Raw genomic sequence first — 13,188 nt, 5'->3', positions numbered from 1 at the left:
TTTCACTCTATAATGGACATGGTACGAAAACATCCACTTCGTATCTCATTAGCAACAAGTGGGGTTCATTCACATTTTAGAGGAGAGTTGTAATCGAATGTATGGAGGGCTAGACAGTGACGCAAATTAACGTGTTATTAATAGAGGATGATCCAATGGTGCGGGAGGTAAATCGTCAATTCATTGAAAAAGTTGCAGCATTTAATGTAATAGGGCAAGCATCCAACGGTGTAGAGGGAATAGACAAAATTCGTACACTACGACCTGATTTAGTGTTTATGGATATCTTCATGCCTGAGCAAGATGGTATAACAAGCTTGCGAAAAATCCGCGAATTCAAAATTCCTGTTGATGTTATTACTGTAACAGCAGCCAATGATATGGAAACGGTAAAACAAGTTTTGCATCTTGGTGTCTTTGATTATATAATGAAACCATTTTCATTTGAGCGAGTGCAAGGAACGTTAGAAAACTACATTCGATTCAAGCAACAAATGCAAACAGAACGGGAGCTAACGCAAGGAGAGCTCGATCAGTTATTCCATTATCATAGTGGAGAAGGTAAGGCTGTAGCAGCATTTGATGAGAAAACTGAAAAAAGTTTGCCTAAGGGTTTTAATCGAGCGACACTAGAGAAAGTGGTGCATTATTTGCAAACGGTAGATGGTGCATCAGCAGAAGATGTTGCAAGTGGGGTAGGTATTGCACGAGTGACAGCAAGACGATACTTAGATTTTCTAGAAAAACAAAAGGAAATAACGATGGATGTACATTACGGTGGCATTGGTCGTCCTATTAATTATTATTTTAGTAAATAATGAATATAGGTAAATGCTATAGTTAATGTCCGTTACATGTGGAATAAAGCTGCAATCCTCATTAAGCACGTGGAACGCCCACGTCTTACGTTGAATGATTCCCGACAGTTGATTGCTATGAAATATATATATAAATGACAAAATGCATCAAGTTAAACATCTTGATGCATTTTGTCGTATACTGACTCGATTGTCTGATGAACAATCGAGTACTTTCACATTGCCTTAAGTCGGTTGAAATTAATAAGGCATAATTTTATCGACAGGATTAGGCGTTTTTATTTTTGGTAAAATTTTATCAAGCGTAACTGTGCGTTGGATACTGTGCGTCGTTTCGTCATTTTCGTCAAATTGCTCAAGGAAATTAATAACCTCTTTGACAATAGGTGTTGGTGTGGATGCACCTGCAGTGACTGCAACCGTATTAATTCCTTTTAACCAATCAATTTTAAGCTCAGAAACATCTGCAATACGATAAGAAGGCGTACCTGCAATTTCTACTGATACTTGTGTTAGGCGGTTCGAGTTATTAGATTTTGGATCGCCAACAACAATTAATAAATCAGCTTCCCCTGCTTGCTTCGCAACGGCTTCTTGACGAACTTGTGTTGCTAAACAAATTTCTTTATGCACTTCAATATGTGGGAATTTTTCTTCTAAGCTATCCATTAAATGAGCAACATCCCATTGACTCATAGTCGTCTGGTTCGTTACTAGCAATTTATCATTTGTTAAGTTTAATGCATCAATATCCGTTGAAGATTGTACTAAATGAACATGGTCTGGAGCAACACCGATTGCACCCTCTGGCTCAGGATGACCTTTCTTACCAATATAAATAATATCGTAGCCTTCAGCTGATTTTTCACGAATTAAATCGTGTGTTACTGTTACGTCAGGACATGTAGCATCAATGGATACTAGGCCTTTGCGTTTCGCAATTTCACGAATTTCAGGTGAAACACCATGCGCCGTGAAAATAACAGTGCCCGTTTCAACCTGTTCAATAATTTCTAAGCGATTATCGCCGTCTAGTGTAATGATACCATCTTCTTCAAAGGCATCTGTAACATGTTTATTGTGCACAATCATCCCTAAAATGTAGATAGGTCTTGGTAATGTTTTATCGAGAGCGGCGTTACGTGCAATGACCATCGCATCAACAACACCGTAGCAATAGCCACGTGGATTAATTTTTAATACTTGCATGGTTGTGACTCCTTTCAAGCTTACCTACCTACATTATAACGGACAGGCACGGCGAATACAAAGAAACCTTCACTCCAGAGGTGGCTGGAAAATACGCGGCTTGGATGGAATTGGTTCTCGTGGGGTAGGCGTCACATTTTTTTGTGTTGAACGTTTACCTTTAGAGGAGCCTGCTGCTTTACTTGCCACTGCATCAGTTGCAGCAGCTGCAACCCCTGCTGCCGCTCCAGCTGCTGGGAGTCCCTGAAAACCTTTATACAGTTTTAAAAGTGAAGGGATGTTTTTCACCATTGGCATTGCTTGTTGTATATAAGGGGTATACGTTTTGGCAGAGTTAAATAAACTATTTGCTTGTTGTAAAAATGAACCGATTTTGGAAGGTTCCTGTACGGGTGGCGTCGGCATTTGCCCTCCGAATGCCCCCCTCATTCCACCAGACATTGGAAAGCCACCTGGAATTCGTGGTTGAGGAAAACCTCCAGGCGGATAAAAGGACTGCGGTGGCATCTGAGGAGGTGTTGGCATCCGCATTTGCGCAGGCATTTGCGCTGGCATCTGCGCAGGCATTTGCATGCCACCCGGATACATCGGGTATTGATAAGGTGGTCTAAATACCATAATGATCTCCTTTCATTGTATGCTTTTCATTGATGACATACCTGATTATAGATATGATATGCAGACGCTGATGTTAGCGTTCGACAAATGCTAATAAATGAACAATAGAAAGGGCTCCTATGTGCTCTTTCATATTAGGTTATGTAAGTCACGATAGAATGGATTATGGGGTAAAGAAAATTCTAAAAAAATACACAAAACATTGTATAATATTTTGTGTATTTGAGCTTATTTGTGTAAAAGAATTGTTCTGCATCGGTATATGAAATGTTTTCTGTTATTGAATAGTCGAATTGCCTTCTACAATTGAGTAAAGGCATGTTTCCATAGAATAGGAGCCATGCGTACAGATTTTTACGGTATAGAAATGTAGTTGTTATAGTTTAATGGCTTATTCGACAGTGCCTTTTGTACTTTCATTATTCATCATCATGAACTCGTAGCATTCTATATCCAACACGAACGTGAGTCTGAATATATTTTGGTTGTGATGGATTTTCTTCTATTTTTTTTCGAAGAGTCGCCATAAATACACGAAGACTTGGAACATCTGACTGAAGAGCATTTTGCCAAATCTCTTTCAATAAAAAATTATGTGTAAGTACTTTGCCAACGTGCTTGGATAGCACGACTAAAAGTTTATACTCGATAGGAGTCAAGTGCACTTCTACACAGTTAACAAACACGGTGTTTGCCAAATAATGAATTTCTAAATGACCGTTAACAAACAATGCGGACTCAGCTTCAAGCTGATGTTCGCTACTAGTTCTTCGTAATGCAACACGGATACGGGCAAGGAGCTCCTCCACGCTAAAAGGTTTTGTGACATAGTCGTCTGCACCCGCATCTAAGGCGTTAATTTTATCGAATTCTTCACCACGTGCACTAACAACAATAATGGGTGTTTGGGTCCAACCGCGTATTTTATTGATAAAATCTATCCCGTCCATATCTGGTAAGCCTAAATCGAGGATAATGACATGAGGCTTCAACGAAATAGCTTTTTGCAAGGCACTAGAACCATCCTGTGCAATATCAAATTCATAGTGCTGAGTAGTTAAGGTCATTCTAATTAAATTGCCGATTGCTACATCATCTTCTACGACTAAAATCCGTTTATTCATTTATACTGACAACTCCTTTTTTTAAAGTAAAACGAAAGATGGTTCCAGTCGGGTAGTTATCTGCAACTTCTAATTCACTATCATGTAATGTTAAAATTGTTTGACATAATGCTAACCCTAAGCCTAAGCCCCTTCGACTATCACTACGCTGTACTTTGCCCGTTATAAACGGCTCAAACAGTTTTTCTTTTAATGAATCGTCAATACCTGGTCCATTATCAGTGATACTAATGTCAACAAAATGGCCGCTATCTTTTGCTATGAAAGAGATATCACTACCTGCTGGTGTATAGGTTAGTGCATTATCTATAATATTTATAATTACTTGAATCATCAGGCGTGCATCCATCAATGCCATGACTAAATCAGGCTCTACATGATAAGAAATATTATGTGTATTGTCACGTGGAGTAACATGTAGTAACGCCTCTTGAATAATATCCTCCACTAGCTCTAACTGCATCTCTAATGCAAATTGCCCATCTTCTAACATTGAAACTGCCAGTAAGTTTTCAACCATCTGAACAAGCCATTTCGAGTTCTTATATATATCTTCGTATAATCGTGTTTTTTCGATTTCAGGTATATGAGCTTTATTTGTTAATAGTATATCTGCATTCCCTGAAATAGTTGTAAGCGGTGTTCGCAAATCGTGTGAGATGGCACGCAAAAGATTAGCTCTCATTTGTTCAAGTTCCGCTTCTCTTGCAACTTGCGCATTTAAATTTTGCAAATACCATTTATCGAGAGCAAATGAAAAATCATTCATAATGGCATGTAAAATATCGCGCTCAAATGCGGGTAGAGGTGCTTGCTTAGAAAGAGCAATTCCCACAATACCCTTAACGCTTCCATTTGAAATAACAGGTAAATAATAGCCGTTCACTTCAGGAAATATATCTGTTGATACACCAGCAAAATGTTTATTATTAATAACCCAATGTATTACACCTAATTCATTTGTATCTTTAAAGAGTGATGCTACGTTAGTGTTCTCCATATTAGATAGACTTGTAGTTGGGAAAAAAATAGTGTTGGTAATTAGTTTCTGTTCTATTTCAAAAAATTGAACAGGTTTTTCTACTAATTTAACAATTTGTGTCATGCCTTCAGTAATGATTTCTTCGATAGATTTGGCATGTTGTAGCTTGCGATTTGTTTCTAGTAAAACTTCCATCCGATAAGATTTACGAACTGCAACGATGGCCTGCTCTTTTATCTTTTTTGTTAAGCTGCTTGTGATTATGCCAGAGAAAAACATAATCAGAAAAGTAATAGGATAGTCCCGATGATATGCTTCAAGGGAAAATCGTGGCTCAGTGAATAAAAAGTTGAATAGAAGTACAGCCACTGCAGAGCTAACAATGTTCATCAGCCATCCGGACGACCATATTGCAAGGATTAACACAGTGAGAATATAAATCGTAATAATATTGGATTCACTGACTCCTATTGTAAAGAAAAATAAAGCTAAAAAAGAACCCAAGATAAACACTACTGCCATTTTTAATAAATCCAACCATTCAATCGTTAGTCGATTTCGAACGCCAGTAGGAAAATACAATTGTTCATTTTCTTGATCTGGAACAATATGAATAGTTAAATTTGGCGCGAATTCATTGAGCCGGTCACTGATTTTCGGATGCGGCAGCCACCATTTCTTTTTCAGTGCAGTTCTGCCTAGTACTAGCTTTGTGACCCCGCTTAATTGTGCATAATTTGCTAGGGCAGCTGCAACATCATTCTCTTGAACGATTACGACATGGCCTCCAAGTTGCTCGGTCAATTTAATATGCTGTTGCAATCGTTCAGCATTCGCTTCATTAAAACTACTTTCTTGCACCTTTTGCACATAAAGCGCAGTGAATTTACCATGTAATGCTTGGGCAAGTCTTGCGGCAGTGCGAATAACTTTTGCATTTGTTGGAGAGCTACTAATACCAACTAAAATATGCTCTTCGATTTGTTTCGTTTGCCTAATTGATTCACAATCGTTTACGTGTTTGTAATTAATCGTATCTGCAGTCCTGCGAAGGGCAATTTCCCGAAGTGCAACTAAATTTTGTTTGCGAAAAAAAGATGCTAATGCTTTTTCAGCTTGTTGCTTGTGATAGATTTTGCCTTCTTTTAAGCGTTGAATTAACTCATCAGGTTCGATGTCCACAATTTTAATAAGTGCTGCTTGATCAATTAAATAATCTGGAATGCGTTCTCGCACTTGTACCCCCGTAATCTCTTCTACCACATCATGAAGACTTTCAATATGTTGAATATTTACAGTTGTATATACATGGATACCTTTTGCAAGTAATTCTTCTACATCCCCAAACCTTTTTGTATGTCGCATAAGTGGAACATTTGTATGTGCCAACTCATCGATTAGCACAATTTCTGGTTTGCGTTTCAATACGGCATCTATATCTAATTCTTGAAAGTCTCTCCCTTTATAATGAATATTTCTAGTCGGTATTTGCTCAAGTCCGTCAAGTAAGGCTAATGTTTCTGGACGTGGATGTGGCTCTATATAGCCAATTACTACGTCTTTGCCGAGTTTTTTTGCTAGATGAGCTGCATCTAACATGGCATACGTTTTACCTACACCAGCAGCATAACCGATAAAAATTTTCAGTCTACCTACAGTTGCTTGCTCCTGATGAATCCTTGCTAAAAACTCTTCTGGAGTGGGGCGCTCATTTTCCATCATCCTTCACCTCATTTGTATTATAGCGTTATCTGACATTAAGAAAGTGTAAAGATTTAACCCCTTTATCGTTTCTTAATATAAAAAGCGATTTCCTAACACTACATTAATTTCAAAGTAAGTATGATGAAAACATCAAATGGAGGGAATGGTGATGTAAATTGATGGACTTTTATATGATTGGCTTATTAATCATTAGTTTCGCCAGTCTATATGCGTTAACAATTTGGTGCTATAAGTTAGTCGAAGAGTAGGGGGAATGAATATGGGGATTGTTATTGGAATTATACTTATCTTACTTTTTGGATATTTAGGGTACGCCCTCTTATATCCAGAAAATGATTAATAGGATGTAGGAGGAATAGAGTATGTGGCAAATAGCCATTGTTTGTATGATTTATTTACCGCTTGTTATCCTAACGGGCCATTATCTTTTTCATGTAACGATGCATAAAAAAACATGGCTCGATCCAGTGATGGATAAAGTAGATGATGTCATTTATAAATTATGTGGCATAAAGCAAGTGGATATGACCGGAAGACAATATGTACTGTCGTTAATTATGTCGAATGCTTTTATGGTGTTCATTGGCTATATGCTGTTGCGCATTCAATCTTTTTTGTTGTTAAACCCTAATGAAATTGAAAATATGGAGGCAACGCTATCCTTTAATACGATTATTTCGTTTATGACAAACACAAATCTGCAGCATTATAGTGGTGAATCGGGTTTAAGTTATTTGTCACAAATGCTCGTTATAATTTTTATGATGTTCACATCAGCAGCGACAGGCTATGCAGCTTGTATGGCGTTCTGCCGACGTTTAGTGGCAAAAAGTGATACTTTGGGCAATTTTTATGTAGATTTTGTACGTGTTATCACACGTGTATTAATGCCAATTTCAATTGTAGTTGCCATTATTTTAGTATCGCAAGGTTCACCTCAAACATTAAGTGCGAATAAAACCGTCCAAACAATCGAAGGAAAGATGCAAGATATTGCACTTGGACCTGTTGCATCGCTTGAATCGATTAAACATGTTGGTACAAATGGAGGGGGCTTTAATGGAGCCAATTCGACGACTCCTTTTGAAAATCCTTCAGTTATATCCAACATCGTAGAAATGCTATCTATGATGTTGCTGCCTGGGGCTTGTGTTATAGCATTTGGCTTGATGGTTGCTTATAGAAAAAAGAGGGCGATAGTTGGTAAGCAAGGGCTAGCAATCTTTGGTGCCATGAGTATGCTGTTTCTAATTGGACTTGTTACAGTGTACATAGCTGAGCGTGCTGGAAATCCACTTATTAGTGAGCTAGGTCTTACACAGGAACTTGGCAGTATGGAAGGAAAAGAAATGCGTTTTGGTATAGCACAATCGGCTCTTTTCACTGCTGTCACAACGGCTTTTACAACTGGCTCTGTCAATAATATGCATGATACTTTAACACCGCTTGGTGGTCTTGTGCCGATGTTTAACATGATGGTAAACGTTGTATTCGGTGGTAAAGGCGTTGGGCTAATGAACATGATGATGTATGTGCTACTGACGATTTTTATTGCGTGTTTAATGATAGGCCGCACCCCACAATTTTTAGGAAAGAAAATTGAGGAAAAGGAAATGAAGCTTATAGCGCTTTGTATTTTAATTCATCCTGCCATCATCTTGCTATTTACTGGCCTCGCTGTTGCTACGACAGCAGGAGTGGCGGGCATAACAAATCCAGGGGCACATGGTTTATCGCAGGTGTTATATGAATTTGCTTCAGCATCTGCCAACAATGGCTCTGGCTTTGAAGGATTAGCCGATAACTCGACATTTTGGAATGTATCAACAGGGCTAGCGATGTTTTTCGGACGCTATTTAACCATCATAATTCAATTGGCAATTGCTTCGTTACTTGCTAAGAAAATGTTGCATAGCGATTCAATTGGAACATTGAAAACAGATACATCGATGTTTACATTTTTGCTTGTTGGAATTGTACTGATGATTGGCGCATTGACATTCTTACCAGCATTGGCACTTGGTCCAATTACAGAGCATTTACAAATACATTCCTAATGAGGAGAGAAATAAATGGAAACTGTAAGAAAAAGCTTTATTTCGAGCGAAATGATGAAGCAATCCATGATTGGCGCGTTGAAAAAATTTAATCCATTTTATATGATCAAAAATCCCGTAATGTTCGTTGTAGAGGTCGGATTTATCTTTGTGCTATTGTTATCGTTTTTCCCCAATTTGCTTGGGAATGGGGGAGGCGAGCATGATCGACTCTATAATGCTATTGTAGCTATTATTCTCTTTGTGACGATATTATTTGCTAATTTTGCAGAGTCTATAGCAGAAGGGCGAGGTAAGGCTCAAGTACAAACGTTAAAAAATACAAAAACAATTACACAGGCACGAGTTCTTTTAGCGGATGGCTCAGAAATAATGAAACAGGCACATGAGCTGAAAAAGGGAGATGTTGTGTTAGTTCAAGCAGGGGAGGTCATTCCAAACGACGGCGAGGTAATTGAAGGGATTGCAACAGTCGATGAATCGGCTATTACGGGTGAGTCAGCACCTGTTGTGAAAGAACGAAGTGGTGACTTTTCATCTGTTACAGGTGGTACGACTGTCACAAGTGATTGGCTTATAATTGAAATTACTTCACTACCAGGAGAGTCATTTTTAGATAAAATGATTACGCTAATTGAAGGGGCAAGTCGAAAAAAAACACCCAATGAAATTGCGTTAAATACATTGTTAGTAAGTTTGACGATGATTTTCTTATTAGTTGTCGTGACATTATATCCTATGACGACTTATTTAAATGTGCATATCTCCATTGCAACATTAATTGCACTAACGGTTTGTTTAATTCCCACTACAATTGGTGGCTTACTTTCCGCTATTGGTATTGCTGGGATGGACCGTGTGACACAGTTTAATGTCATTGCGATGTCGGGAAGAGCTGTGGAAGCCTGCGGTGACGTAGACACACTAATATTAGATAAAACAGGAACAATCACTTATGGCAATCGCATGGCATCTGAGTTTTTACCTGTAAAGGGAGTAGCACATCTAACATTGATGCAAGCTGCTTGGCTTAGTTCCTTAACCGATGACACACCTGAAGGAAAATCTATATTATCGTTGGCATGCGATTTAGGTGTGAATACGACAGATGAACAACAAATCATTAAAGCAAGTGAACATATGCCATTTTCTGCACAAACACGGATGAGCGGATTAAATTTGAAGGATGGCACAATTATTCGTAAAGGAGCTTACGATACGATTAAGCAAGAAAGCATTGCTGCAGGGCATCCTATCCCTCGAAATTTGGAGCAGTTAGTCCATCAAGTATCATCTGTTGGAGGTACACCACTTGTTGTGTCGATGAATAATAATATTTTAGGTGTAATCCATCTTAAAGATGTTGTGAAATCCGGTTTAAAAGAACGATTTGAACAGTTGCGGGCAATGGGCATTAAAACAATTATGTGTACAGGTGATAATCCACTAACAGCAGCGGCTATAGCCAAAGAATCTGGTGTGGATAGCTTTATTGCAGAAAGTAAGCCTGAGGACAAAATAAAGGTCATAAAAGATGAACAGGCACTTGGGAAAGTTGTTGCGATGACAGGAGACGGAACGAATGATGCACCTGCTTTGGCGCAGGCAAATGTTGGTCTTGCCATGAATTCAGGGACGAATGCAGCAAAAGAGGCTGCAAACATGGTAGATTTAGATTCAAATCCAACTAAAATAATCGAAGTTGTTGAGATTGGGAAACAATTATTGATGACGCGTGGCGCACTTACTACATTTAGTATTGCAAATGATGTTGCGAAATACTTTGCGATTATCCCTGCCATGCTGATGGTGGCAGTACCAGAAATGAGCTCGCTTAATATTATGCAACTCTATTCACCGACAAGTGCCATCATTTCTGCTTTAATTTTTAACGCGGTTATTATTCCGTTATTAATTCCTATAGCGATAAAGGGTGTAAAGTATAAGCCGATGAGCGCTGCAAAATTATTACAGAAAAACTTGTTCATTTATGGACTCGGAGGCATCTTTGCCCCCTTTATCGGGATAAAGGTGATTGATTTACTAGTAGGGCCACTGTTAACCATGCTTGGACTATAGGAGGAAAATGACATGAATAGATTTTGGAACAGCGCAAAGCAAGCATTATTTGTATCATTAACAATGTTTGTATTATGTGGTTTGATTTATCCTTTTACTGTGACTGGCATTGCACAAGGGCTATTTAATGAGCAGGCAAATGGTAGCATTGTTGAAGTTGATGGCAAAGCTGTTGGTTCAGAACTGCTAGGGCAAGCCTTTACATCACCAGCATTTTTTTTGGGGCGTGTTTCTTCTATTAATTATAATGTATATGCAAAGGAAGATATTGTACCAGATGAATATGGCGCAACTGCTTATGGAGGAGTTAGCTCAGGAACCTTCAACTATGCACCGTCCAATCCAGAATTAATAAAACGAATAGATGATGACATTCAATCATTTTTAGAGGCGAATCCAACAGTAAAACGACAAGAGATTCCTGCTGATTTAATGACAGCCTCAGGGTCGGGTTTAGATCCGCATATTAGTGTGCAAGCAGCACAAATTCAAATTAACCGAATTGCACATGCAAGTGGGCTGTCAGTAAAGGAAATTGAAGAAATTGTAGATGTTAATACAGAAGGACGCGCGCTCGGTGTATTTGGAGAAGAGAAAGTAAACTTTTTAATGGCGAATTTAGATATTTTCAAAAAGATGAAGCAATACGAATAGGAGATACGAAGCATTTATTTAAACGGGCAGATAGAGAAAAGGGCATAGCGTAATTTTCTCTATCTGCTTGTAAAAGAAATGAAGCGAAGCTCTATCCTTGTGAGTTAACAAGAATTTTAATATGATTTTTCTCTTGCATTAACGCTTTTACTTAAATAAAGGGGTTGTTCGAATGCAATAAAGATTGGCCAAGCTGCATACCCATGTAAATCACCCCACAAATTCCTGTCCAATGTACTTTCATTTTTGCTTTTCCATGTGCAATGGCAGGCTCTTCAATATTTTCTACAAGGATATCTCTTGCTTTATACCATCTTGCTGCTTTCATCATCTATCAACCTCCTCTTCTATTTCAGCCTGTGGAAACTATTCAAATTATTAGTTGGATAAAAATTGACATAAAAAATTCAAAAAGTCCATTAAATCTTTTTCATTATTCACACTTTACATTTTTCATTGCATAATAGCCGCAATTAAAGTAAGTTTGTTAAGGGTTAGCGTTGCATCGATGAAAAAAACAAGAGAATATTGTAAATGCTTATGTTAATGGTACGGAAACATACCTAAAAGGCCGAATCATGGTACAATGGGAAAGATGTAAGGAGGAACGAATTATGTCAAAATATACTGATTATAATTTTCAGCCATTTTTGCAGGACGCAATTGCAAAGCTTGGCTTCACAGAACCAACACCAATACAAAAGGAAATTATTCCGCTAATACTTAAAGGGAAAAGTGCGATTGGTCAAGCACATACAGGGACAGGGAAAACGCATAGTTTCCTTATTCCAATCGTGCAACGCATTCAAGTTGACAAGCAAGAAGTACAAGCTGTTATTACTTCACCAACACGAGAGCTTGCTCAACAAATTTTTGATGCGTTAAATCAATTAATAGAAGGAACAGAGATTCAAGCGAAATTATTTATTGGGGGTACGGACAAACAACGCTCCATTGATAAGTTAAAAACGCAACCACAAATCGTTGTTGGTACACCAGGACGTATTCGTGACCTTGTTTCAGCTCAAGCGTTATTTGTGCATACGGCACCAATTTTAGTTGTGGATGAAGCGGACCTAGCGTTCGATATGGGCTTTATCGAAGAGATTGATGGCTTTGCTTCTCAAATGCCAGAAAAGCTTGAAATGTTCGTGTTCTCTGCAACAATTCCAGAACGTTTACAGCCATTCCTAAAAAAATACATGGATGCACCTGTACACATTCATATGAACGATAAACGTCCAGTAGCAGAAGGTATTGATTTTGTGCTTGTGCCTGTTCGTTCGAAATCACGCAACAAACGTTTACTAGATGTCATTGAAGGCATTAACCCATTTTTAGCGGTCATTTTTACGAATACACGTAAAAATGCAGAGCATGTTGCTGGCTATTTAAACGAGCAAGGAATTCGCTGTGGTCAAATTCATGGTGATTTAACCCCTCGTGATCGTAAAAAAATGATGAAGCAAGTTCGCGATTTAGAGTTTCAATATATCGTGGCAACAGATCTTGCTGCGCGTGGTATCGACATTCAAGGAATTTCACATGTCATTAACTATGAAATTCCAGAAGATCTAGAATTCTTTATTCACCGTGTTGGACGAACAGCACGTGCAGGCAATAAAGGAACGGCGATTACATTATTTGAGCCTTCAGACGAGGACGCATTAGCGCGCATTGAGAAAATGGGTATTCCGTTTGAACAAAAAGATGTCAAAGATGGTGAATGGTCTGAACTAAAAGAACGTCATGCGCGTAAAAACCGAGTGAAGCACGAAAATGAAATTGATGTAAAAGCAAAATCTTTAGTGCGTAAGCCGAAAAAAGTAAAACCAGGCTACAAACGTAATATGAAATGGGAAATGGAAAAGATTAAAAAACGCGAACGTCGCATAAAAGCACGCGGCAAAAAATAAGGAGGC

Annotated in this window: 10 protein-coding genes; 5 read left to right on the top strand and 5 right to left on the bottom strand. The window is 38.4% G+C overall.

Annotation, left to right across the window (positions count from 1 at the left end):
- Positions 1-116: 116 nt before the first annotated feature.
- The gene (locus ACQKNX_RS09890; protein ID WP_427428734.1) at positions 117-818 is read left to right on the top strand and encodes a response regulator; all 702 of its coding nucleotides are present in this window, start codon (positions 117-119) and stop codon (positions 816-818) included.
- A 240-nt stretch (positions 819-1,058) separates the two neighbouring features.
- Here ACQKNX_RS09890 and ACQKNX_RS09885 read toward each other — a convergent pair whose 3' ends face one another.
- The 4 genes from ACQKNX_RS09885 to ACQKNX_RS09870 form a co-directional block, all read right to left on the bottom strand.
- Complete coding sequence (locus tag ACQKNX_RS09885) at positions 1,059-2,027, bottom strand: 4-hydroxy-3-methylbut-2-enyl diphosphate reductase (RefSeq protein ID WP_427428733.1); 969 nt, start codon at positions 2,025-2,027, stop codon at positions 1,059-1,061.
- 69 nt (positions 2,028-2,096) lie between these two features.
- On the bottom strand, positions 2,097-2,645 hold the full coding sequence (gene vrrA, locus ACQKNX_RS09880) for a VrrA/YqfQ family protein (RefSeq protein WP_427428732.1): 549 nt from the start codon (positions 2,643-2,645) through the stop codon (positions 2,097-2,099).
- Positions 2,646-3,064: 419 nt separating this feature from the next.
- Positions 3,065-3,769, bottom strand: coding sequence for a response regulator (locus ACQKNX_RS09875; RefSeq protein WP_427428731.1), 705 nt, complete (start codon positions 3,767-3,769; stop codon positions 3,065-3,067).
- Complete coding sequence (locus ACQKNX_RS09870; RefSeq protein WP_427428730.1) at positions 3,762-6,473, bottom strand: DUF4118 domain-containing protein; 2,712 nt, start codon at positions 6,471-6,473, stop codon at positions 3,762-3,764. Before ACQKNX_RS09870 ends, ACQKNX_RS09875 begins: the two co-directional genes overlap by 8 nt.
- A 365-nt stretch (positions 6,474-6,838) precedes the next feature.
- Here ACQKNX_RS09870 and kdpA point away from each other — a divergent pair, with 365 nt between their 5' ends.
- From kdpA to kdpC, 3 genes are read left to right on the top strand one after another with little or no spacing between them, the layout of a single operon-like run.
- Positions 6,839-8,533, top strand: coding sequence for a potassium-transporting ATPase subunit KdpA (kdpA, locus tag ACQKNX_RS09865; RefSeq protein WP_427428729.1), 1,695 nt, complete (start codon positions 6,839-6,841; stop codon positions 8,531-8,533).
- Positions 8,534-8,548: 15 nt separating this feature from the next.
- The gene (kdpB, locus tag ACQKNX_RS09860; protein WP_427428728.1) at positions 8,549-10,612 is read left to right on the top strand and encodes a potassium-transporting ATPase subunit KdpB; all 2,064 of its coding nucleotides are present in this window, start codon (positions 8,549-8,551) and stop codon (positions 10,610-10,612) included.
- Positions 10,613-10,624: 12 nt separating this feature from the next.
- Positions 10,625-11,266 carry a K(+)-transporting ATPase subunit C gene (kdpC, locus tag ACQKNX_RS09855; RefSeq protein ID WP_427428727.1) on the top strand — a complete coding sequence of 214 codons (642 nt, stop codon included), beginning with the start codon at positions 10,625-10,627 and terminating at the stop codon, positions 11,264-11,266.
- Positions 11,267-11,417: 151 nt separating this feature from the next.
- On the opposite strand, the gene ACQKNX_RS09850 is transcribed toward kdpC, so the two are convergent.
- Positions 11,418-11,597, bottom strand: a complete 180-nt coding sequence (locus ACQKNX_RS09850; protein ID WP_427428726.1) for a hypothetical protein — start codon at positions 11,595-11,597, stop codon at positions 11,418-11,420.
- 283 nt (positions 11,598-11,880) lie between these two features.
- Between ACQKNX_RS09850 and ACQKNX_RS09845 the strand changes: the two genes are divergently transcribed.
- Positions 11,881-13,182, top strand: a complete 1,302-nt coding sequence (locus ACQKNX_RS09845; protein WP_427428725.1) for a DEAD/DEAH box helicase — start codon at positions 11,881-11,883, stop codon at positions 13,180-13,182.
- Positions 13,183-13,188 lie beyond the last annotated feature (6 nt).

Origin of the sequence: Lysinibacillus sp. NPDC093712, from assembly GCF_050280025.1 — a bacterium.
GTDB lineage: Bacteria > Bacillota > Bacilli > Bacillales_A > Planococcaceae > Lysinibacillus.
This window is presented reverse-complemented; position numbering and strand designations above follow the sequence as displayed.